General features: G+C 74.9%; 21 protein-coding genes. 12 read left to right on the top strand and 9 right to left on the bottom strand.

Annotation, left to right across the window (positions count from 1 at the left end; translation table 11 throughout):
* Positions 1-103 precede the first annotated feature (103 nt).
* Positions 104-400, top strand: coding sequence for a DUF1905 domain-containing protein (locus ACFCZN_RS19820; protein ID WP_430557899.1), 297 nt, complete (start codon positions 104-106; stop codon positions 398-400).
* Between the two features lie 7 nt (positions 401-407).
* Here the strand turns inward: ACFCZN_RS19820 and ACFCZN_RS19825 are convergent, their stop codons facing one another.
* From ACFCZN_RS19825 to ACFCZN_RS19840, 4 genes are all read right to left on the bottom strand, one after another.
* Positions 408-1595 (bottom strand): CynX/NimT family MFS transporter, encoded by a 1188-nt coding sequence (locus ACFCZN_RS19825; protein ID WP_430557900.1) that lies wholly within the window; start codon positions 1593-1595, stop codon positions 408-410.
* The gene (locus ACFCZN_RS19830; RefSeq protein ID WP_429762650.1) at positions 1592-2368 is read right to left on the bottom strand and encodes a FadR/GntR family transcriptional regulator; all 777 of its coding nucleotides are present in this window, start codon (positions 2366-2368) and stop codon (positions 1592-1594) included. Before ACFCZN_RS19830 ends, ACFCZN_RS19825 begins: the two co-directional genes overlap by 4 nt.
* A 65-nt stretch (positions 2369-2433) precedes the next feature.
* Positions 2434-3072 carry a MarC family protein gene (locus ACFCZN_RS19835; RefSeq protein ID WP_429728043.1) on the bottom strand — a complete coding sequence of 213 codons (639 nt, stop codon included), beginning with the start codon at positions 3070-3072 and terminating at the stop codon, positions 2434-2436.
* Between the two features lie 13 nt (positions 3073-3085).
* The gene (locus ACFCZN_RS19840; protein ID WP_429762651.1) at positions 3086-3949 is read right to left on the bottom strand and encodes a PHP domain-containing protein; all 864 of its coding nucleotides are present in this window, start codon (positions 3947-3949) and stop codon (positions 3086-3088) included.
* 174 nt (positions 3950-4123) lie between these two features.
* Between ACFCZN_RS19840 and ACFCZN_RS19845 the strand changes: the two genes are divergently transcribed.
* The 3 genes from ACFCZN_RS19845 to ACFCZN_RS19855 all read left to right on the top strand — a co-directional run bounded on the left by ACFCZN_RS19845 (position 4124) and on the right by ACFCZN_RS19855 (position 7684).
* A complete protein-coding gene (locus tag ACFCZN_RS19845) occupies positions 4124-4978 on the top strand; it encodes an alpha/beta fold hydrolase (RefSeq protein WP_430557901.1) in 855 nt (284 codons plus the stop codon).
* Positions 4979-5036: 58 nt separating this feature from the next.
* Complete coding sequence (locus ACFCZN_RS19850) at positions 5037-6596, top strand: aminopeptidase P family protein (RefSeq protein ID WP_430557902.1); 1560 nt, start codon at positions 5037-5039, stop codon at positions 6594-6596.
* 557 nt (positions 6597-7153) lie between these two features.
* Positions 7154-7684 carry a hypothetical protein gene (locus ACFCZN_RS19855; protein WP_430557903.1) on the top strand — a complete coding sequence of 177 codons (531 nt, stop codon included), beginning with the start codon at positions 7154-7156 and terminating at the stop codon, positions 7682-7684.
* 91 nt (positions 7685-7775) lie between these two features.
* Here the strand turns inward: ACFCZN_RS19855 and ACFCZN_RS19860 are convergent, their stop codons facing one another.
* Positions 7776-8630 (bottom strand): general stress protein, encoded by an 855-nt coding sequence (locus tag ACFCZN_RS19860; RefSeq protein WP_430557904.1) that lies wholly within the window; start codon positions 8628-8630, stop codon positions 7776-7778.
* Between the two features lie 101 nt (positions 8631-8731).
* Here ACFCZN_RS19860 and ACFCZN_RS19865 point away from each other — a divergent pair, with 101 nt between their 5' ends.
* Together ACFCZN_RS19865 and ACFCZN_RS19870 are read left to right on the top strand one after the other, a co-directional pair.
* A complete protein-coding gene (locus tag ACFCZN_RS19865; RefSeq protein WP_429762656.1) occupies positions 8732-10003 on the top strand; it encodes a magnesium transporter MgtE N-terminal domain-containing protein in 1272 nt (423 codons plus the stop codon).
* Positions 9996-10496: a DUF1003 domain-containing protein gene (locus ACFCZN_RS19870; RefSeq protein ID WP_429762657.1), complete on the top strand. Its 501-nt coding sequence runs from the start codon at positions 9996-9998 to the stop codon at positions 10494-10496. The genes ACFCZN_RS19865 and ACFCZN_RS19870 overlap by 8 nt, the downstream gene beginning before the upstream one ends.
* A 15-nt stretch (positions 10497-10511) precedes the next feature.
* Here ACFCZN_RS19870 and ACFCZN_RS19875 read toward each other — a convergent pair whose 3' ends face one another.
* On the bottom strand, positions 10512-11312 hold the full coding sequence (locus ACFCZN_RS19875) for a maleylpyruvate isomerase N-terminal domain-containing protein (RefSeq protein ID WP_430557905.1): 801 nt from the start codon (positions 11310-11312) through the stop codon (positions 10512-10514).
* 110 nt (positions 11313-11422) lie between these two features.
* Here ACFCZN_RS19875 and ACFCZN_RS19880 point away from each other — a divergent pair, with 110 nt between their 5' ends.
* From ACFCZN_RS19880 to ACFCZN_RS19895, 4 genes are all read left to right on the top strand, one after another.
* Positions 11423-12016: an AAA family ATPase gene (locus tag ACFCZN_RS19880; protein ID WP_430557906.1), complete on the top strand. Its 594-nt coding sequence runs from the start codon at positions 11423-11425 to the stop codon at positions 12014-12016.
* A 9-nt stretch (positions 12017-12025) separates the two neighbouring features.
* Positions 12026-13180, top strand: a complete 1155-nt coding sequence (locus ACFCZN_RS19885; RefSeq protein WP_429762660.1) for a P-loop NTPase — start codon at positions 12026-12028, stop codon at positions 13178-13180.
* Positions 13181-13254: 74 nt separating this feature from the next.
* The gene (galK, locus tag ACFCZN_RS19890; RefSeq protein WP_430557907.1) at positions 13255-14490 is read left to right on the top strand and encodes a galactokinase; all 1236 of its coding nucleotides are present in this window, start codon (positions 13255-13257) and stop codon (positions 14488-14490) included.
* Between the two features lie 125 nt (positions 14491-14615).
* The gene (locus tag ACFCZN_RS19895; protein WP_430557908.1) at positions 14616-15905 is read left to right on the top strand and encodes an alkaline phosphatase; all 1290 of its coding nucleotides are present in this window, start codon (positions 14616-14618) and stop codon (positions 15903-15905) included.
* A 64-nt stretch (positions 15906-15969) separates the two neighbouring features.
* On the opposite strand, the gene ACFCZN_RS19900 is transcribed toward ACFCZN_RS19895, so the two are convergent.
* Both ACFCZN_RS19900 and ACFCZN_RS19905 read right to left on the bottom strand, forming a co-directional pair.
* Positions 15970-16791 carry an exodeoxyribonuclease III gene (locus ACFCZN_RS19900; RefSeq protein WP_430557909.1) on the bottom strand — a complete coding sequence of 274 codons (822 nt, stop codon included), beginning with the start codon at positions 16789-16791 and terminating at the stop codon, positions 15970-15972.
* Positions 16792-16889: 98 nt separating this feature from the next.
* Entirely contained in the window at positions 16890-17372 is a 483-nt protein-coding gene (locus ACFCZN_RS19905) for a VOC family protein (protein WP_429762664.1), read from the bottom strand.
* Between the two features lie 124 nt (positions 17373-17496).
* Between ACFCZN_RS19905 and wecB the strand changes: the two genes are divergently transcribed.
* A complete protein-coding gene (gene wecB, locus ACFCZN_RS19910; RefSeq protein WP_430557910.1) occupies positions 17497-18912 on the top strand; it encodes a non-hydrolyzing UDP-N-acetylglucosamine 2-epimerase in 1416 nt (471 codons plus the stop codon).
* The gene (locus tag ACFCZN_RS19915; protein WP_430557911.1) at positions 18909-20330 is read left to right on the top strand and encodes a glycosyltransferase family 2 protein; all 1422 of its coding nucleotides are present in this window, start codon (positions 18909-18911) and stop codon (positions 20328-20330) included. The genes wecB and ACFCZN_RS19915 overlap by 4 nt, the downstream gene beginning before the upstream one ends.
* 3 nt (positions 20331-20333) lie before the next feature.
* Here the strand turns inward: ACFCZN_RS19915 and ACFCZN_RS19920 are convergent, their stop codons facing one another.
* Positions 20334-21197, bottom strand: a complete 864-nt coding sequence (locus ACFCZN_RS19920) for a polyphosphate kinase 2 family protein (RefSeq protein WP_430557912.1) — start codon at positions 21195-21197, stop codon at positions 20334-20336.
* Positions 21198-21277: the final 80 nt, after the last annotated feature.

Raw genomic sequence — 21277 nt, forward strand, 5'->3', positions numbered from 1 at the left:
CCCTGGCGCGCGCAGAATGTCTGAACGTTCCCCCCGCCTCCCTTTCCGAAGATCCCTCCACCACGCTCGATCCATGTCCGGGGCGGGTCGTAGCGTGGCCGGCATGCGCCTGACGTTCTCCGCCCCGCTGTGGCAGTGGCAGGTCCGCACGGACTCGTGGTGGTTCGTCACGGTGCCGCCGGAGGAGTCCGACACCCTCGCCGAGCTTCCCCTGCCGCCGCGCGGCTTCGGGTCGATCAAGGTCACCGTCACCGTCGGCGCCACGACCTGGTCGACGTCGGTGTTCCCCAGCGACGAGCAGCGGGGCTACGTGCTGCCGATGAAGAAGGCGGTACGCGTGGCCGAGGGCCTCGAGCCGGGCGCGAACGTGCACGTCACGCTCGAGCCCGTGGGCCTCTGAGCGCGCGTCAGCGGACGATCTCGTCCCGCCCGGCGAACCAGGCCGCCACACCCTGCACCAACGACGCCACGACGAGCAGCACCAGCGGCGCGGTCCACGATCCGGTGGCGTCGTGGGCCACGCCGAGGCCGAGCGGGCCGCAGGCGGCCAGCACGTAGCCCGCGCTCTGCGCCATGCCCGACAGCTCGGACGTGCGCGCGGCGTTCTCGGTGCGCAGGGCCATGAGGGTCAGCGCCAGGCTGATGCCGCCCCCCTGGCCGAGGCCGAGCAGCACGACCCACAGCACGGCGGCGTCGGGCGCGAGGATCAGGCCGACCAGGCCGGTGGTGATGAGCGCGACGATGACGACGCCGATCCCCCGCTGCCGCCGCATGCGGCCCGCGAGCACGGGCGTGACGAACGAGCCGACGATGCCGAGCAGGTTGGTCAGCGCGAGCAGCCAGCCGCCCACCGCGACGCTCCGGCCCGCGGCGACGAAGATCTCCGGCAGCCACGCGTTCACGGCGTAGAACGACAGCGACTGCGTGCCCATCAGCACGGTGACTGCCCAGGCCAGCGGGCTGCGCCACACCGACCGCACGGCGTCGGCGGGGGTGGCGCCCGGCGGCCGGCGGGTGGCGACCACGCCGGTCGAGCGCAGCGCGCGCGGCGCCCAGACGACGGCGCCGAGCACGGCGAGCAGCCCCCACGACGCGAGCGCGGCGCGCCAGTCCATGCCGGTGGCCGTGGCGATCGGCACGGTGAGGCCGGCGGCGAGCGCCGCGCCGCCCGACAGGGCCATGGAGTACAACGCGGTCATGAGGCCGACCCGGTCGGCGAAGTCGCGCTTGATCAGGGCGGGCAGCAGCACGTTGCCGAGCCCGATCGCGGAGCCCACGGCGAGCGTGCCCACCAGCAGCGGGGCGATCCCGGGCACGAGCCGCAGCGCGAAGCCGAGGCACAGCACCACGAGGCTGCCGAACAGGGCGCGCTCCAGGCCGACGCGGCGGGCCAGCCCGGGCGCCACGGGGGCGAGGAGCCCGAAGCAGAGGACGGGCAGCGTCGTGAGGACGCCGCCGGCGGTGGCGCTGAGCCCCTCCTCCGCGAGGATCTCGCCCAGCAGGGGCGAGACGGCGACGACACCGGGGCGGAGGTTGAGCGCGGCGAGGACGATGGCGACGACGGCCCCCGCCCCGAGCGGGCGACGGAGGCTCACGCGTCCACCTCCGTCGTCGTGCCGGACGACGGCGCCGCCGTGGCGTCCGCCCGGTCGACGAGATGGGCATGGACCGCGGCCATCGTGGCCTCGACCGCGCGCTCGGCGGCGTCGGGGTCCCCGGCGGCGACGGCGTCGACGACCTCGCGGTGGCCGGGCACGTCGCGGTGGTGCCGGCCGTGGGCGTCGGTGGCGAGGGTCCGGACGAGCACGTGGTCGATGCCGTCGTAGAGCTCGGCGAGCAGGGCGTTCCCGGCGGAGCGCACGAGCTCGGCGTGGAAGGCGACGTCGGCGGCCCGGAAGTCGTCCTCGCCGCCCTCGCGGGCAGCGGCCTCCTGCCGGTCGAGCGCCGTCCGCAGCGCAGCGAGGGCGCCGTCGCCGTGCCCGCCCGCGGCGACCCGGCCGGCGGCGACGCGCGCGGCCCCGCGCTCGAGCACGGAGCGCACCTCGAGCACCTGCAGCGCGTCGGAGGTGCGCGCCCGGCGCCCGATGGCGGCGTCCAGGCCGCTGGCGGCGCGCACGTAGGTGCCGTCGCCGCGCCGCGGCTCGAGGATGCCGGCGTGCTCCAGGGCACGCACGGCCTCGCGGACCGTGTTGCGCCCGACGCCGAGCTGGGCGACGAGCTCGGGCTCGGCGGGGATGCGGGACCCGACGGGCCACTCCCCCCGTTCGACGAGGTCGGTCAGGTGCTCGACGACGAGCTCGGAGACCTTGCGGGGCGGGGAGATCGGCGACGTCATGGGCGTGGTCGGGGGCACGACGGGCTCGGACACCCAAAGACCCTAACATCCCATGTTTACGATCGCGGGGGTCCGGCCGGACGGCCGCACCCCGGGCGCTACTGCGCCATCTTGACGAACTCGGTGACCGCCGTGGCGATCTGCTGCACCGCGATCGCGGCCAGCAGCAGGCCCGCGATGCGCGTCACCAGCGTGACGCCCGACTCCCGCAGCACCCGGTGGATGACGTTCGCGAACCGCATCGACAGGTACAGGCACACGTGCACCAGCACGATCGCCACCGCGATGGCGATCAGCTGCGGCGCGCCGCCGTCGTCCGACACCCGGGTCTGCTGGACGAACACCATCGTCGCGACGATCGCGCCCGGCCCCGCCAGCAGCGGCGTGCCCAGCGGCACGAGCGCCACGTTGACGCCCTTGTTGCCCGACGGCGACGGCTCCTCCATCTTGCCCGTGAGCAGCTCCATCGCGATGAGGAGCAGCAGCAGACCCCCGGAGGCCTGCAGCGCCGGCAGCGTGATGCCCATGTAGTGCAGCACCTGCTGGCCGAACAGCGCGAAGACCACGATGACGCCGAACGCGACGAGGATCGCCTGGCGCGCGGCGCGGTTGCGCTGCTTGGCCCCCATCGCCGACGTCAGCCCCAGGAACACGGGCACCGTGCCGGGCGGGTCCATGATGACGAACAGGGTGACGAACACCTCGGTGAACAGCGCGGTGTCCAGCACCGCGCTCACCGTCGCACCGCGCTCATGGTCGGATCACGTCCAGCAGACCTCGTTCCTCTATCCGTGCGAGCACCTCGGGAGCGGTCGTGCGCTCCCCGATGCGGTTGAGCTTCCCCGTGCCGTGGTAGTCGCTGGAGCCCGTGACGAGCAGCCCCAGCTCCCCCGCCAGGCCGCGCAGCCGGTCGCGGGTGGCCGCGTCGTGGTCGCGGTGGTCCACCTCGAGCCCGGCGAGGCCCGCCGCGGCGAGCGCCGCGATCGTCTCCTCGCTCACGGTGCGGCCGCGCGCCCCGGCGCCCGGGTGCGCCATGACGGGCACCCCGCCCGCGCCCAGCACCGCCCGCACCGCGGCGTCCGTGTCCGGGGCGTAGTGCGGCACGTAGTAGCGCGCGCCCGGGTGCAGCATCGTGGCGAACGCCTCGTCCCGCGACGCCACGACGCCCGCCGCGACCAGCGCGTCCGCGAGGTGCGGGCGGCCCACCGTCGCGTCGTCGCCCGTCTGCGCGACGACGTCGTCCCACGTCAGCGGGAAGTCCTCCGCGAGCCGCTCGGTCATGCGCCGGGCCCGCGTGAGGCGGTCGTCGCGGGTGCGGTCGCACTCGGCGCGCAGGACGGCGTCCTCGGGGTCGTGCAGGTAGGACAGGAGGTGCACGCTGATGCTGCCGCCCTCGGTCGTGACGCGCGTGGAGATCTCGGTGCCGCGCACCAGCGCCACGCCGGTCGTCACGACGGCGTCGGCGGCCTCGGCCCAGCCGGCGGTCGTGTCGTGGTCGGTGAGGGCGACGACGTCCAGTCCGGCACCGGCAGCCGCCTCGAGCACGCCGCGCGGGGAGTCCGTGCCGTCGGAGGCCCGCGAGTGGGCGTGGAGGTCGATCCGGGGCGGCGTCACGATCACCGATTCTAGGGAGCGCCACGCGCCCGCACGCCCGAAACGACCTCCGCACGGTGCGACGTCGGACACTCCCGCCGCCCCGGCCCCGTGAAGGAATGGGCACAACCTCTCCACCCCGCCCGCCGTCGCCTCCCCCCACACGCCCCGACCGGCAGGGCAGCATCGTTCGCGATGAACCTCCCCAGCACCGATGCCACCCCTGCCCCCGCCGTGCCCGCCGCGCTCGGTACCGTCCTCGGCGCCGACCCCGCACCGCCGCGTGCCGGGATCGTCTTCGTGCACGGCATGCGCACGTCGTCGGCCATCTGGGAGCGGCAGGTGGAGCACGTGCGCGACGCGGGGCACGACGCCGTCGCCGTCGACCTGCCCGCGCACGGCGCGCTCCACCGGGAGAGGTTCTCCATGCCCCGCGCGTTCGAGGTGCTCGACGAGGCGGCCGGGTCGTTCGGCGCCGGCCGGCCCGTCGTCGTCGTGGGCCTCTCGCTCGGCGGGTACACGTCGCTCGCGTGGGCGGCGCACCAGGCGACCGCCGGCGCCGGTTCGCCGCTCGCCGGCGTCGTCGCGGCGGGCTGCTCGTCCGACCCCAAGGGCAAGCCCGTGGCGCTGTTCCGCGACGTCGCGCACCTCGCCGTCACCGGCACGACGGCGGTGCGGCGCGGACTGCGCGACGCCGGTCTCGCCTGGCGCTCGGCACTCACCGGCGGCCGGTCGCGCGCCGGCGGGCTCGAGGTCGCGGCGCTCCTGGGCGACACCGTCCCGCGGCCGGGCTGGGACATCGTCACCGACGCGCTCACGCACCTCGCCGGCCGCTCGTCGGTGGCCAGCACGCGGGCCCTGCGCGTGCCCGTGTGGTTCGTCAACGGCGCGCGGGACCGGATGCGGCTCGAGGAGTCGCGGCACGTGGCGGCCGCCGAGCGGGGCGCGCTCGTCGTGGTCCCGGACGCCGGCCACGACGTCAACTCCGACGCCCCCGCCGCCTTCAACCAGGTGCTCACGCGGGCGCTGCACGACTTCGCGCGCGCCTGACCGGCCCCGTCGCCGGGGGCCGGGCCGGGCCCTCCGCGCGGGTGGGACACTGGGAACCATGACCGACACCACCCCCGTCGACGAGACCGCGCCCACCGCCCCCGCGAGCACCGAGGAACGCGGCAGCAACCGTTCCCAGCGCCCCGTCTCGGAGGCGTTCAAGTCGTTCATCACCTCGCAGTGGGGCGAGCGCGCCGACCTCGGCGTCGAGCCCGGCGAGGCCGTGCCGTACACGGCCGAGCGCCGCGCGAAGCTGTCCGCCCGCTTCCCTGGCGCCCGCCTCGTGGTCCCTGCCGGGCCGCTCAAGGTGCGCTCCAACGACACCGACTACCGGTTCCGCCCGCACTCCGCGTTCGCGCACCTCACGGGCCTCGGCACCGACCAGGAGCCCGACGCCGTGCTCGTGCTCCACCCCGTGGCCGACGGCGAGGGCGACCCCGACGGCAGCGGCAACGGCACCCACCACCACGCCGTGCTGTACGTGCGCCCGCTCGCGGCCCGCGACACCGAGGAGTTCTACGCCGACTCCCGCTACGGCGAGTTCTGGGTGGGCGCGCGGCCCTCGCTCGACGACGTCACGACGCTCACCGGCGTCGAGGCCCGCCACGTCGACGAGCTGCGCGACGCGCTGGCCAAGGACGTCGGCGCCGACGGCGTGCGCGTGCTGGTCGTGACCGGTGCGGACGAGAGCATCGAGACGCTCGTCGAGGCCATCCGCGAGGAGGCCGGCGTCGAGGCGGAGGCGGACGACGAGTCCCTCGTCGAGGCGACGTCGGAGATCCGCCTGGTGAAGGACGCGCTCGAGCTGGAGCACCTGCGCGAGGCCGTGGCCCGCACCATCGAGGGCTTCGAGCAGGTCGTGCCGGCGCTGCCCCAGGCCGTCGCGCACCGCCGCGGAGAGCGCGTCATCGAGACGACGTTCGACGCGCACGCCCGCCTCGAGGGCAACACCGTCGGCTACGAGACCATCGCCGCCGCCGGCGAGCACGCCACCACGCTGCACTGGATCACCAACGACGGCGTGGTCCGCACCGGCGAGCTCGTGCTGCTCGACGCCGGCGTCGAGGTCGACTCCCTCTACACCGCCGACATCACGCGCACCCTGCCCGTGGACGGCGAGTTCACCGACGTCCAGCGCCGCATCTACACCGCCGTGCTCGACGCCGCCGACGCCGCGTTCGCCGTCGCGAAGCCCGGCACGAAGTTCCGCGACATCCACGCCGCCGCGATGGAGGTCATCGCCGCCCGCCTCGAGGAGTGGGGCCTGCTGCCCGACGGCGTCACCGCCGAGGTGTCCCTCTCCACCGAGGGCCAGCAGCACCGCCGCTGGATGGTGCACGGCACCAGCCACCACCTCGGCCTGGACGTGCACGACTGCGCGCAGGCGCGCCGCGAGCTCTACCTGGACGGCGTGCTCGAGCCCGGCATGGTCTTCACCATCGAGCCGGGGCTGTACTTCAAGGCCGACGACCTCGCCGTGCCCGAGGAGTACCGCGGCATCGGCGTGCGCATCGAGGACGACGTGCTGGTCACCGCCGACGGCAACGAGAACCTGTCCGCCGCCCTCCCCCGCCGCCCCGAGGACGTCGAGGCCTGGATGGCGCGCCTGCGCGGCTGATCCCGCTCGTCCGTTCGGCACCGGGTGGATCTCTTCGACACGTGAGCATGCCGAAGAGATCCATCTGCTGCCGAACGGACGGCGACCGTCCACAGGCCGCCGCCGGACGGCGGGACACTGCGGCACTCTCGTCCGCATGATCGACGACGAGCCGGTGATTCTCGCGGGCGAGCTCCAGCGCCACGTGCTGGACCAGGCGCGGCGCGCCGGTGACCTCGAGCGGCTGCGTCGCGGCGCATACCGCACGGTCGAGGAGCCCCGCGACGAGCACCGGCTCCAGACGGCACGACGCCGCGCCCGTGCGCTCGCCGCGGCCGCTCATCGCCAGCTCGACGCGGACCACGTCTTCAGCCACGAGACTGCCGCCCTGCTCCACGGTCTCCGGCTGTGGCGGGTCCCCGCCGTGACGCACGTCGTGCAGGCGTACCGCCGGTCAGGGGGCGCGGCTGCGGACCTCGCCCGGCACCTGAGCACGGTGCCCCCCCGCACACCGCGTGGACCAGGTCGGCCTGCCCGTCACGACCCTCTCGCGCACGGTGGCGGACTGTGCCCGATCGATGCATCCCCTCGAAGGCCTGGTGATCGCCGACCACGCCCTGGCACGGGGCGTCGACCTCGACGAGTGCCGTGCCGCTCTCGGGGTCACGCGCCGGCGCAACGGCACGCGCCGGGCGAGGTGGGTCCTGGACCATGCGGACGCCGGCGCCGACTCCGCGTGGGAGACCTGGCTCCGGTACCTGGCGCTGCGATCCGGCCTGCCCCGGCCGATCACCCAGGCGCCGATCACCACCGCACGCGGCGTCTTCCACTGCGACCTCGGCTGGCCGGACTGGTCCGTGTACGCGGAGTTCGACGGACTGGTGAAGTACCGCGACGGCGGCGTGCGGCCCGGCCACGACGCCGCCCAGGAGCTCCTGCGGGAGAAGGAGCGCTTTGATGCCATCCGTGCGACCGGCATCAACCCCGCGCGGGTGACGGCCGTCGGCCCCTCCCGCCTCGGCGAGGTCGCGCGAGCTCTGACCGCACGCTTCCCGGAGGAGCTCCGACGGACGCTCCGGCAGCACCCGCTGCTGCCGGCACCGCCGTGAGCGTGGGTTCAGTTCGGCAGCGCATCGATCTCTTCGGCAGGCCGACGTGTCGACCAGATGAAGGGGCTGCCGAACTGATGGGCAGGGCGACTCAGGGCTGCGGCGGGCGGTACGGGTCGTCGTGCTCCGGCGCCTTCGGCTGCTCCGGGTCGCCCTCCTGCTGCTGCCGGGGCTCCGTCTGGTGGGTGCCCGGCGGGGGGCCCTGCGGCTCCGTGTCCTGCGGCGCGGGGCTCTGGGGCGCAGCGCTCTGCACCGCGGGATTCTGGGGCTCCGGCGAAGGGGCCTGCTCCCCGGCGGGCCGCATCGCGCCGTACCGCGGGGCCCCGCTGGGGGTGGTCCAGCGGGGATCGGGCGTGCGCGGCGCGGCGGGAGCCACGGGCGCGGCCGGCGCGGCCGGCGCGCCGACGGTGGGCGACCCCACCGGCGGGGTGGCGGTGGCCGCACCACGACGCGCCTTGCCGAGCCCGCCCGGGGACTCCCGGAGCATGGACCGGGCCTCGCCGGCCTGCTCGGCGGCGCAGAGGATGGCGTAGGTCGACGCGACGATCTGCGACGACGACGTGAAGTCCCGACGCCCGCCGGTCAGCGCGTAGGACAGCACCGAGAACAGGAGGCCGAAGCCGGCACCCAGGCCGATGCCGACGAGCAGCACGCCGCCCATGCCGGCACCGCCGAAGAGGCTGAGCAGCAGGCCGACGAAGAAGCCGAACCACGCACCCGACAGGGCGCCCGCGAGCGCGACGCGGCCGTACGAGAGCCGCCCGGTGACGCGCTCGACCATGCGCAGGTCGGTGCCGACGATGGTGACGTGCTCGACGGCGAACTTGTGGTCCGACAGGTAGTCGACGGCCTGCTGGGCCTCGAGGTACGTGTCGTACGCGGCGACCTCGTCGCCCGCCGGGAGGGTCGGGACGCGGGGCACGGCGTTCGGGCGGCTGAAGCTCATCCGCCCAGTCTGGCCCAGTCGCGGGCCCCGCACCACCACACCACCCGCGCCGCACGCCCGCTACCAGGCCCGACGGGCCCGCCCCGCGTAGGCTGACCGACGTGAGCGCGGCAACCAGGGTCTTCATGGCACGCCTCGCCGGCACCCAGGTCTTCGACCCGATCGGTGACGAGGTGGGGCGCGTGCGCGACGCCGTCGTGCTGGTCCGCGCCAAGGGCGCGCCCCGTGCGGTGGGGCTGGTCGTCGAGGTCCCCGGCCGGCGACGCGTCTTCCTCCCGCTGACGCGGGTCACCGCGATCGACGCGGGCCAGGTGATCTCCACCGGCCTGCTCAACATGCGCCGGTTCGAGCAGCGCGCCATGGAGTCGCTGGTGCTGGGCGAGCTGCTGGACCGGACCGTGCGTTTCACGGACGGCTCCGGCGAGGCCACGGTCGAGGACCTGTCCATCACGCGCCAGCGCACGGGCGACTGGTTGGTGGACCAGCTCTTCGTGCGCCGCAAGCAACCCGCCCGCGGGCTGTCGCTGCGCCGGCGCGGGGAGACGCTCGTCGTCCCGGTGACCGCCGTCACCGGGCTGGCCGGCTCCACCGAGGAGCAGGGGGCCACGAAGCTGCTGGAGGCGTACGAGGACCTCCGCCCGGCGGACCTGGCGGACGTGCTGCACGAGCTGGGCGACACCCGGCGCCTCGAGGTGGCGAGCGCGCTCGACGACGAGCGCCTGGCCGACGTGCTCGAGGAGCTGCCGGAGGACGACCAGGTCGCCATCGTGTCCCGCCTGGACTCCGACCGTGCCGCGGACGTCCTCGAGGCCATGCAGCCCGACGACGCCGCCGACCTGCTCAACGAGCTGCCCGACGAGCAGGCGGCCCGCCTCCTGGAGCTCATGGAGCCGGAGGAGGCCAAGGACGTGCGCCGCCTGCTGTCCTACGACGAGGACACGGCCGGCGGTCTCATGACCACCGAGCCGGTGATCCTCGGCCCGGAGACCTCGATCGCGACCGCGCTGGCGCAGATCCGCAAGCAGGACCTGCCGCCGGCGCTGGCGTCGATGGTGTTCGTGGTGCGGCCGCCGCTGGAGACGCCCACGGGCCGCTTCCTCGGCGTCGCGCACTTCCAGCGGCTCCTGCGCGAGCCCCCGCACGCGTCGGTCGGGTCGGTGCTGGACACGGACACGGAGTGGCTGACGCCGGACGCGCCGGTGGGCCGGGTGACCCGCCTGCTCGCGGCCTACGACCTGCTCGCGCTGCCCGTCCTCGACGGCGAGAAGCGGCTGCTCGGCGCGGTCTCCGTGGACGACGTGCTCGACCACATCCTCCCGGACGACTGGCGCGAGCACGTCGACGAGAACCTCGAGGAGGTGCCGCGTGGCTGACCGCCTCGACCAGCCGAAGGAGGCCCGCCGCACCCTCATCCCCCGGCCGCAGATGGACCAGGACGCGGTGGGCCGCGCCACGGAGGGCATCGCCCGCTTCCTGGGCACGCCGCGCTTCCTCATCTACCTGACGGTGTTCTGCGCGCTGTGGCTGGCGTGGAACTCCTGGGGCCCGGAGGCGCTGCGGTTCGACTCCGCGTCGAACGGGTTCACCGCGCTGACCCTCGTGCTGTCGCTGCAGGCGAGCTACGCCGCGCCGCTCATCCTGCTCGCGCAGAACCGGCAGGACGACCGCGACCGCGTCACCGCGGAGCAGGACCGGCAGCGCGCGGAGCGCAACCTCGCCGACACGGAGTACCTGGCCCGGGAGATGGCGGCGCTGCGGATCGCGCTGGGCGAGGTCGCGACGCGCGACTTCGTCCGCTCCGAGATCAGGAACCTGCTCGAGGAGCTGGACGAGAAGGAGTCGGGGCGAGGCCGGGACGCCTCCTGACGCGGGACGCCGCCCTCACTGCATGGCGTCGGCGGCGGCGGCGGCGCGCAGCGCCTCGACGGCCGCGGCGTCGCCGGTGACCCGGAGCGACTCGGCCGTACCACGCCCCCACAGCCACAGGTCGAGGTCGGCGGCGGCGCCCGCGACGACGGCGGCGGGCTCGCCGTCGGGATGGACCAGGCGCCCGCCGGGCACGTCGTACTCCCGGCCGGACTCCGGCCCGGTCCCCCGCACGCGCCCGAGCTCCACGTCCCAGCGCCGGGGCGCCTCGCCGGGGGCGTCCACGACGACGGCGACGGCGCCGCCCGCCGGCGTGAAGGTCGTCCAGCCCGGGTGCCCGCCGAGCAGGACGTCGAGCACCTCGTCCACGCCGTCGGCCGCGATCTCGGGGTCGAGCGGCGTGACCCCGCGGCCCGCCGCCTGCTCGGCGTCGACGCGGTGCACGAGCGCCTCGTGCTGCTGGCGGCGGGTCACCCACCCGACGGTGTGACCGTCGGGGTGCCAGGACCAGCACGGCTCGCGCGGGTCGCGGCCCGCGAGCGCCGCGACGAGGTGCGCCGTCGCGTCGTGCAGCAGCGCGGCGAGGGCGGCGTCGCCCGCGGGCCGCTCGGGCGGGACGACGTCGCCTGCCTGCAGGCCGGTCCCCGGTTCGCGGCCCACCACGGACGCCCAGAAGGACTGCACCGACGCGACGTGGAAGCCCAGGTCGTCGGCGGTCCACCCCGGGCAGGCCGGCACCTCGGCGTCGGCGGGGGCGGCGTGCACGGCCGCCACGAGCAGTACCGAGTCCCGAGCCAGGGAGGCCATCGCATCCATGCAGGTCAACGTAGCCCCGAGCACCCTGCGCCGCGCGACGCCGTGCCGTCCGTGCGGCCCGGTATCCTCCCGATCGCGGGGCTCGGACGGCGGCCGGAGGAGGCGACGGCATGGCGCGACAGGTGGTGCTGGTCAACGGGCTGCCCGGGTCGGGCAAGACGACGCTGGCAGGCCCGCTCGCCGTTCGCCTCGGCGCGCCGTGGCTGAGCAAGGACGCCGTCAAGGAGGCCCTGGCCGACGCCGTCCGGCCGGGCGCGCCGTCCCTGGCCGCGACCTCCGTCGTCGGGGCGCCCGTCGTCGGGGCGGCGGCGATGGAGGCGGTGTGGCGCCTGGCCGCGGCGCCGCTGCCGCGCGTCGTCGTCGAGTCGTGGTGGTTCCGGCCGCGCGACCTGGACCACGCGCTGCGCGGGCTCGCGACCGCGGGCGCGGACGCCGTCGTCGAGGTGTGGTGCGACGTGCCGCCCGACGTCGCGCGCGGACGCTACGAGTCCCGCCCGGGCCGCCACCCGGTGCACGCCGACGACCGGGACCTGACGGCCGAGTGGGCGACCTGGTCCGCCGGGGCGGCGCCGCTCGCGCTCGGCCCGGTGGTGCGGCAGGACACGACCCGCCCGGTGGACGTCGGTGCGCTGGCCCTCCGGGTCACGACGGCACTGTCCGGCCGTGACCCACGACGCACCGGTGCCGCCGCCCGCCGCGCCTAGGATCGAGGCATGACCACCGGCTCCCCCGACGGCCCCGCACCGCTGACCGACCGCGTCCGCACCGCCCTGACGTCGGTGGTCGACCCGGAGATCCGCCGGCCCATCACGGACCTGGGCATGGTCCGCTCGGTGGACGTGGCCGAGGACGGCCGCGTCACGGTGGGCGTGGACCTCACGGTGGCCGGCTGCCCCATGAAGGGCACGCTGGTGCGCGACGTCACCGCCGCGGTCGAGGCGCTCGACGACGTGACCGGCGTGGACGTGCAGCTCGGCGTCATGACCCCGGAGCAGCGGCAGTCGCTGCGCTCGCAGCTGCGCGGCGGCGCGGGCGACCCCGTGATCCCGTTCGCCCAACCCGGCTCGCTCACCAAGGTGTACGCGATCGCGTCCGGCAAGGGCGGCGTGGGCAAGTCGAGCGTGACGGCGAACCTCGCGGCCGCGATGGCGGCCGACGGGCTGAACGTCGGCGTCGTGGACGCCGACATCTACGGCTTCTCGATCCCCCGCATGCTCGGCGTGGACCGCCAGCCCACCCGCGTGGACTCGATGCTGCTGCCCCCGATCGAGCACGGCGTGAAGGTCGTGTCGATCGGGATGTTCGTGCCCGAGGGGCAGCCGGTCGTGTGGCGCGGGCCGATGCTGCACCGCGCGCTGGAGCAGTTCCTCGCGGACGTGTTCTGGGGCGACCTGGACGTGCTGCTGCTCGACCTGCCGCCCGGCACCGGCGACATCGCCATCTCGGTGGCGCAGCTGCTGCCCGGCAGCGAGATCGTCGTCGTGACGACGCCGCAGGCCGCAGCGGCGGAGGTCGCGGAGCGCGCCGGGTCGATCGCCACCCAGACGTCGCAGGGCGTCGTCGGCGTGGTGGAGAACATGTCCTGGCTCGAGCAGCCGGACGGGTCGCGGCTCGAGGTGTTCGGTTCCGGCGGCGGCCGGCGGGTCGCGGACCGGCTGGGCGCCACGCTCGGCACGCCGGTGCCGCTGCTGGGCCAGGTGCCGCTCGACGTCGCGGTCCGCGCGGCCGGCGACGACGGCACGCCCGTGGTGCTCAGCGACCCGGACTCCGCCGGGGCGCGCGTGCTGCGCGACGTCGCCCGCTCCCTGGCCGCCCGGTCGCGCGGCCTCGCGGGCATGCGGCTGAACCTCAGCCCCGTCCAGGGCTGACGCACGGTAGCCTCGCCCGGGCGCCCCGCCGGCGCCACCACCCGGTCCACCCCTGCGAAGGAGCTGTCCCCGCCATGAGCACGCCCGAGTGGCTCGAGTCCTGGTCCGACGACGAGGGGGCCCGCCGCGTCCGCGACCTGTTCGCCCGGGTCTTCGGCGACGGCGCGCCCGACGGCGTCTGGTCCGCCCCGGGCCGGGTCAACCTCATCGGCGAGCACACCGACTACAACGGCGGCCTGGCGCTGCCGACCGCGCTGCCGCACCGCACGTACGTCGCGCTGCGGCACCGGGACGACGACGTCGTGCGCCTCGGGTCGGCGCAGGCGCCCGGCGAGGTCTGGACGGCGCGGCTGGCCGACGTCGCGCCGGGCGCGGTGACGGGCTGGGGCGCGTACGTCGCGGGCGTCGCGTGGGCGCTCGCCCAGGACGGCCACCCGGTGCGCGGCTTCGACGCCGTCGTCGACTCGTGCGTGCCGTTCGGAGCGGGGCTGTCGTCGTCGGCCGCGCTGGAGTGCGCCGTCGCCGTGGCCCTCGACGAGACGGGCGACCTCGGGCTCGCGGCGGACGACGCGGGCCGCGCGGCCCTCGTCACGGCCTGCGTGCGCGCGGAGAACGAGATCGCCGGCGCCCCGACGGGCGGCATGGACCAGGCCGCGTCGCTGCGCGCCACCGCGGGGCACGCGCTGCTCGTCGACTCGCGGCCCGGCCTGTCCGCGCTGGAGTCCGGCACGCCCGTGCCGTTCGACCTGGCGGCCGCGGGCCTCACGCTGCTCGTCGTGGACACCCGCGCGGAGCACGCGCTCGTCGACGGCCAGTACGCCGAGCGCCGGGCGACCTGCGAGCGCGCGGCCGCGCTGCTCGGCGTCGAGACCCTGCGTGACGTCGACCCGGCCCGCCTGGACGAGACGCTCGCCGCTCTCGGGCCGCACGACCCCGACGGGGTCCTGGCCCGCCGGGTGCGGCACGTGGTCACCGAGATCGACCGCACGGCGCGGTTCCGCGACCTCGTCGCGGCGGGGCGTGCGGACGAGGTCGGGCCGCTGATGGTCGCGTCCCACACGTCGCTGCGGGACGACTACGAGGTCTCCGCCCGCGAGCTGGACCTCGTCGTCGACGCCGCGCTGGCCGCGGGCGCGCTCGGCGCGCGCATGACGGGCGGCGGCTTCGGCGGCTCGGCGATCGCGCTGGTACGCGCGGACGCCGTCGACACGGTCGCCGCGGCCGTGCAGGACGCGTTCGACGCCGCCGGGCTGCGGGCGCCGGGATTCCTCCTCGCGCCGCCGTCGGCGCCGGCGGGCCGCACCGCCTGACCGGGCCGCCTGACCGCGCGCGACCTGCGGTTCCTCCCCCCGGATGCCGGTGACGCGGGCACCTGCCTACGGTGCGGGGGCGCGGCGGCACGACGTCGCCGGGCTCGATCGTTCGAGGAGGAGCGATGGCAGCACGCACCACGATGCGCCGCGTCGGAGCGGCGGCGCTCACGGCAGTGGTCGCCGCAGGGACGGCCGTCGGCGCGACGGCCGGCGGTGACGACCGCGGGCGCGGCGGGCACGACGGACGGCACGACAGGGACCGGGCGCGGAACGTCATCGTGCTCCAGGGCGACGGCATGGGCCTGGCGGCCCGGGAGCTGATCCGCCTGGCGACCGTGGGCAAGGACGGCCACCTCGTCATGGACTCGCTCGACGAGGCCGGCTGGACCGCGACCGACTCCGCCGATCCCGAGGACGCGGTGACCGACTCGGCCGCCGGCGCGACCGCGTTCGCCACCGGGGTGCGGACGTTCAACGGCGCCGTGGGCGTCGACGTCGACGGCGACCCGGTCCCCACCCTGCTCGAGGACGCGAGGCGCGCCGGCAAGGCCACCGGCCTCGTCTCGACGGCGCAGGTCACCGACGCGAGCCCCGCCGCGTTCGGGGCGCACGTCACCGACCGGTACGACCAGAGCGAGATCGCGCGGCAGTACCTGGAGGAGTCCCGCCCCGACGTCCTACTGGGCGGGGGCGAGGACTTCTGGTACCCCGAGGGCGAGCCCGGGGCGTGGCCCGACAACCCCACCGAGGACCCGGAGGAGCAGAGCAAGGGCACGAAGGGCAACCTCGTCGAGCGGGCGCAGGAGCTCGGGTACACCTACGTGAGCGACGCGGACGGCCTCGCCGACGCGGACGGCCGCAAGCTGCTCGGGCTGTTCGCGAACGAGGAGATGTTCCAGCAGGCGAACGAGGGCGAGGGCGACGTCTACTCCCCCGAGGTGCCGCTGGTCGACATGGCCGCCAAGGCGCTCGACGTGCTCCAGCGCGACCGCGACGGCTTCTTCCTGTTCCTCGAGGAGGAGGCGATCGACGAGTTCGCCCACCAGAGCAACGCGACGCGCACCATCGAGGCGGGCCGGTCCCTCGACGAGACCGTCGCCCTCGCCCTCGACTTCCAGAAGAAGCACCGCGACACGCTGGTGCTCGTCGTCGGCGACCACGCCACGGGCGGTCTCGCGATCGAGAACGTCGACCCCGAGGACGAGTCCGGTGAGGGCCGGACCGCCGAGGACGGCCCCTTCCCCGTCCCGGGGACGGACCTCGAGTTCACCGTCGACTGGACCACCGGCGGGCACACGGGCGAGGCCACGCCGATCACCGCGCAGGGGCCGGGCGCCGAGCGACTCTCCGGTCCGCAGCTCAACACCGACGTACACGACGCCGTGCAGCGGGCGATGTTCCCCCGGAGGTAGCCCGTCGGTCGAGCCCGTCGAGACCCGGACCGTGGTCTCGACAGGCTCGACCGGCGGCGCCGGGCTACAGGTCGTACGTGACGACGACGGCGGCGTGGTCGGACCAACGCTCCTCGTAGGTGGGCGCACGGTCGACCTCGACCTTGACGGCGCGCGGCGCCAGCGCGGCGTTGGCGAGCTGGTAGTCGATGCGCCACCCGCGGTCGTTGACGTACGACTGCCCGCGCCACGACCACCAGGTGTAGGGCCCGGGGCCCTCGCCGCCGTGCGCGCGGCCGAGGTCGGCCCAGCCGAGCTCGTCGAGCCACCGGTCGACGTACGCCCGCTCCTGCGGCAGGAATCCCGCGCTCTTGAGGTTGCCCTTCCAGTTCGCGATGTCCTCGTTCCGGTGGGCGATGTTGAGGTCCCCGGCGACGACCGCGGGGTGCTCGGCCGCGGCGAGCTCGGCCAGGCGCGCGGTGACCTTGTCGAGGTGCGCGTACTTGGCCGCCATCGTGTGCTCCTGGCCCGGGGCGTTGGACCCGGAGTGCAGGTAGGCGGAGACGACGGTGAGCAGGCCGCCGTCCGGCAGCTCGACGTCCGCCTCCACCCAGCGGCCGGTGTCCACGGGCGGCTCGGACTCGCCGTCCGGTCCGTGGGCGGCGAGGCCGACCCGGACCGCGTGCAGCGGCAGGCGCGACGCGACGGCCACGCCCGCGCGGCCCTTGAGATCGCTGGGCAGGTGGGCGACGTGCCAGCCCTCGAGGTACTCGTGGACCAGCTCGTCGGGCGCGCGGACCTCCTGCAGCAGCAGGATGTCGGGGGTGCGGGCGGCGATCCAGGCGTCCATGTTGCGGCGGAAGGCGGCACGGATGCCGTTGACGTTGGCGGTGGCGACGGTCAGCACGCCGGCCATTTGATCACACGGCGCCATCGACCTTCGGTCGAGCCCGCAACCCCGTCACGGGATGCCGACACCTCCAGCGGCCGCGGGCGTCGGGTGCGTCACTCCCCGCGGTAGGCGGCCTCCAGCCCGGCGACGTCGATCTTGCCCATCTTCAGCATCGCGTTCATGGTGCGCAGGTTCGCCTCGGTCGAGTAGTCGCCGGACAGCTCCTCGAGCTGCTTCGGGATCACCTGCCAGGAGATGCCGAACTTGTCCTTGCACCAGCCGCAGGGCCCCGGCTCGCCGCCCTCGGACGTGAGCACGTCCCAGTACCGGTCCACCTCCTCCTGCGAGTCCACGCGCAGGTAGAAGCTGAACGCCTCGTTCAGCGTGAACTCGGGGCCCGCGTTCAGGCCGGTCACAGGAAGCCCGGCTACCGTGAACTCGACGACGAACGGTTCGCCGGCGGCCGCCCCCGGCACCCCCTCGGGCGACGTGAGCACCGACTCCACCGACGACCCCGGGATGTGCTCGGCGTAGAAGGCCGCCGCCTCGTGCGCGCGGTTGTTCCCGAACCACAGGTGCGTGCGTGCGGTCACCATGGCCGCTCCCTCCTGACGGGCACCGTCCCCTCGCGGCCGGTGCAGCACCCTTCCGACCCGCGGGCGAACCGGAACTCATCGGTGTCGGCGCACCACCGCCACCCCGCTCGACGAAGGTAGAGACATGCCGCTTCCCGTCAGCCCCGAGATCCTGGTCGTGCTGGGCACCCGCCCGGAGGCGATCAAGCTGTTCCCGCTGATCCAGCGCCTGCAGGACCACCCGCGCCTGCGCCCGGTCGTCGTCACGACCGGGCAGCACAAGGAGCTCGTGGACTACGTGCTGCAGGAGGCCGGGTGCGAGATCGCCGGCGACCTCGGCGTGGGCCGCCCGGGGCTGACGCTCAACCAGCTCTCGTCGTCGGTGATCGCCGGGCTGGACGAGTTCGTCGCCGGCCGGTACGGGCCGCCGCCCGAGCGGATCACCGGGCGCATCCGCGAGGACCACTACCCCGCGGCCTGCATCGTGCACGGCGACACCTCCAGCGCGGCGGCGGCCGCCGTCGCCGCGTTCCACCTGCGCATCCCGGTGGTCCACGTCGAGGCCGGGCTGCGGACCGGCACGACGCTCTCGCCGTTCCCCGAGGAGCTCAACCGCCAGCTCGTCGCGCGCATCGCCTCCTTCCACGCGGCCCCCACGCGCAGCAACGTGCAGAACCTCGTGCGCGAGGGCGTCGACATCGGGCGCACGTTCGTCACCGGCAACACCGGCATCGACGCGCTGCAGTGGGCCGCCGCGCGCGAGGTGCCCTACGGGCGGCCCGAGCTGGCGTGGCTGGAGGACGACGCGACGTCGCGCGTCGTCACCGTCACCGCGCACCGCCGCGAGAACTGGGGCGAGGGCATCGCGAGCATCGCTCGGGCCGTCCACCGGCTCGCGGACGCCCACCCGGGCGTCCGCTTCGTCGTGCCGGTGCACCCGAACCCCCGGGTCGCGCAGACCGTGCGCGACGAGCTCGGCGACGTCGACGCCGTGACCCTCACGGCGCCCATGGAGTACCACACGTTCGCCCGCCTGCTCGCTCGCTCGACCCTGGTGATCACCGACTCCGGCGGCATCCAGGAGGAGGCGCCGGCGCTCGGCGTCCCGGTGCTCGTCGCCCGCACCACCACCGAGCGCACCGAGGGCGTCGAGGCGGGCACCCTCGAGCTCGTCGGCACCGACGCCGACACGATCGTCGACGCCGCCACCCGGGTGCTCACCGACCCGGCGGCGCACGCCGCGTTCTCGCGGCAGCCCAACCCGTACGGGGACGGGCGCTCCGCCGAGCGCATCGTCGACGCCCTGGAGCACCTGGTCTTCAACTCCCCCGTGCCCCGCACGTCGGGCCCCGGCTTCGTGCGCGCCCAGGTGCTGGAGTGGGCCGGGTTCCACCGCACCGACGCCGTCGACGGGCCGGAGTTCGTGCGCGAGCCCAGCCCGGTGGACCGCGTCCCGCAGGACCTCGAGGACGTCGTCATCGCCCCGAGGTCGACGGTCGACCCGTACGACGCCCCGCCCGGCACGTCGTCCGGCGCCGCGCCCGAGCGGGCCGCCGAGTGACCGGCCTGGCGACGACGGCCGCGACCACCGTGGCCACGACGGCGCCGTGGTGGGACCCGTACCGCGGCATGCCGGTGGGCGTGCAGGTGCTCATGTGGTTCCTGCTCGCCCTGACGCTGGTCACGTTCTGCGTGATCGTCTGGCTCGTCGTCCGCGCGTGGTTCGAGCGCCGGCGCCAGCGCGAGGCCGTCGAGTCCGCGCACGAGGAGGACTACCTGTGGGTCTTCGTCGTGCCCGCGCTCAACGAGGAGGTGACGATCGCCGACAGCGTGGGCCGCCTCGTCGCCGTCGAGGCCACGCACAAGGCGATCGTCGTCATCGACGACGGCTCGGACGACCGCACGCCCGAGGTCCTCGCCGAGCTGCGGGCCCGGGTGCCCGAGCTCCAGGTGCTGCGCCGCGAGCTGCCGAACGCCCGCGTGGGCAAGTCCGCGGGTCTCGACGACGCGTGGGAGTTCGTCCACGACGAGGTCCTCACCGGGCGGTACGCCCGCTGGCCGACGACGCGCGTCGTCGTCGGCGTCGTGGATGCCGACGGGCGCATCCCCGCCGACGCGCCGCGGGCGCTGGCCGGCGCGTTCACCGACGAGCGGGTGGGCGGCGTGCAGGCCCTGGTGCGCATCTACAACCGCCGGCACTACCTCACCTGGGGCCAGGACGTGGAGTTCGGCGTCATGGCGTACGTCTACCAGCTCGGGCGGTCGGCGTGGGGCACGGCGAACATGGGCGGCAACGGGCAGTACGTGCGGCTCGCGGCGCTGGACGACGTCGTCGTCACGGAGAACCTGCCGCCGGGGATCGAGCGCGGCCCGTGGCGCGACCGCCTCACCGAGGACCAGGACATCGGCGTGCGGCTGGTCCGTGCCGGCTGGCGCGGTCGCCAGACGGTCCTGACGACCGTCGACCAGCAGGGCGTGACGAGCATGCGCCGCCTGGTCAAGCAGCGCGTGCGCTGGGCACAGGGGAACTGGCAGGCGTTCGGCCTGCTGCGGGGCGCGCTGCGGGCGCCGGTGTCGGTCGGCGCCCGCGTCGACCACCTCGCCTACCTGCTGATGCCGCTGCTGCAGCTCCTCATGGGGCTCGGCCTGGTGCTGTCGCTGGCGTTCTGGCTGTTCGGCGACGTCCCGTTCGTCTCCGGGTGGTGGCCGTCGCTGGTGTTCTTCGCGACGATCGCCCTGGTGCCGAGCTTCCTGTCCCTGCTCATGACCGACGAGCCGGGGCGGCACCCGCTGCTGCGGGCGGTGTTCGGGCTGATCCCGTACATGCTCTACACCTGGCTGCTGTGGCCGGTCGTCACGGTGGCGCTGGTCCGCGAGCTCGCCGGGCGGCGCACGTGGACCAAGACCGACCGCGAGCCGCTCGACGCCAACCTGCCCGACGACGTCGAGCAGGCGGCCGGGCCGGCCCCGGCGGGCTGAGCGTCACGACGCCGCGAGGCGCGCCTTCTCGTGCTCGACGTCGAACGTCGCGGCGGGCCACTGCGGGTCGATGTCCTCGAGCGCGTCCAGCAGCAGCGCCTGCACGGCGAGGCGGGCGTACCACTTGGCGTTCGCGGGGACGACGTACCAGGGCGCGTGGTCGGTGGAGGTGCGCTCGAAGACGGCCTGGAAGGCCTCCATGTAGCGGGGCCACTCCAGGCGCTCGTCGACGTCGCCGGGGTTGTACTTCCAGTGCTTGTCGGGGCGCTCGAGGCGCTCGCCGAGCCGCGCCTTCTGCTCCTCGGGCGAGATGTGCAGCATCACCTTGACGATGCGGGTGCCGCGCGCGACGAGCTCGGACTCGAACGCGTTGATCGCACCGTACCGCCGCTCGATCTCCTCCGGGGGCGCGAGCTCGCGCACCCTCCCGATGAGCACGTCCTCGTAGTGCGAGCGATCGAAGACGCCGATGTACCCGGCCTCGGGGACCTCCTTCTCGACCCGCCAGAGGAAGTCGTGCGCCAGCTCCTGCGGCGTCGGCTTCTTGAACGCCACGAGGTGCACGCCCTGCGGGTCCGTGGCGCCGATGACGTGGCGCACGATCCCGCCCTTGCCCGCCGAGTCCATCGCCTGCAGCACGAGCAGCACGGCCGGCGCGGACGGGTCCTCGCGGCTCTGGGCGTACAGGCGCTCCTGCAGCTCGTCGAGCTCCTGCTCGCCGGCGAGCAGGTCGGCCGCTCCGTCCTTCTTCTTCCCGTCGTACCCGGGCTTCGCGTCCGGGTCGACGTCCGCGAGGCGGAACCCCGGCCCCACCCTCAGGAGCTCGCCCGGCTCGCCCGACCACCCACGCTGGCTTCTCGCGACCATGGGTCCCATGATGCGCCGAGATAGAGAAGCGAACCCGCCGAGATAGAGAGGCCCGGACGAGGCCGCATCCAGTGCGGCCT

The sequence above is a fragment of the Isoptericola sp. NPDC056134 genome (genome assembly GCF_042264825.1).
Classification (GTDB): domain Bacteria; phylum Actinomycetota; class Actinomycetes; order Actinomycetales; family Cellulomonadaceae; genus Isoptericola; species Isoptericola nanjingensis.

Coding starts and splice junctions, on each gene's coding strand:
- ACFCZN_RS19920 (WP_430557912.1), bottom strand. CDS start 21,197: ATGGTCGCGAGAAGCCAGCGTGGGTGGTCGGGCGAGCCGGGCGAGCTC.
- galK (WP_430557907.1), top strand. CDS start 13,255: ATGAGCACGCCCGAGTGGCTCGAGTCCTGGTCCGACGACGAGGGGGCC.
- ACFCZN_RS19895 (WP_430557908.1), top strand. CDS start 14,616: ATGGCAGCACGCACCACGATGCGCCGCGTCGGAGCGGCGGCGCTCACG.
- ACFCZN_RS19885 (WP_429762660.1), top strand. CDS start 12,026: ATGACCACCGGCTCCCCCGACGGCCCCGCACCGCTGACCGACCGCGTC.
- ACFCZN_RS19850 (WP_430557902.1), top strand. CDS start 5,037: ATGACCGACACCACCCCCGTCGACGAGACCGCGCCCACCGCCCCCGCG.
- ACFCZN_RS19820 (WP_430557899.1), top strand. CDS start 104: ATGCGCCTGACGTTCTCCGCCCCGCTGTGGCAGTGGCAGGTCCGCACG.
- ACFCZN_RS19860 (WP_430557904.1), bottom strand. CDS start 8,630: ATGAGCTTCAGCCGCCCGAACGCCGTGCCCCGCGTCCCGACCCTCCCG.
- ACFCZN_RS19875 (WP_430557905.1), bottom strand. CDS start 11,312: ATGGATGCGATGGCCTCCCTGGCTCGGGACTCGGTACTGCTCGTGGCG.
- ACFCZN_RS19855 (WP_430557903.1), top strand. CDS start 7,154: ATGCATCCCCTCGAAGGCCTGGTGATCGCCGACCACGCCCTGGCACGG.
- ACFCZN_RS19905 (WP_429762664.1), bottom strand. CDS start 17,372: ATGGTGACCGCACGCACGCACCTGTGGTTCGGGAACAACCGCGCGCAC.
- ACFCZN_RS19880 (WP_430557906.1), top strand. CDS start 11,423: ATGGCGCGACAGGTGGTGCTGGTCAACGGGCTGCCCGGGTCGGGCAAG.
- ACFCZN_RS19845 (WP_430557901.1), top strand. CDS start 4,124: ATGAACCTCCCCAGCACCGATGCCACCCCTGCCCCCGCCGTGCCCGCC.
- wecB (WP_430557910.1), top strand. CDS start 17,497: ATGCCGCTTCCCGTCAGCCCCGAGATCCTGGTCGTGCTGGGCACCCGC.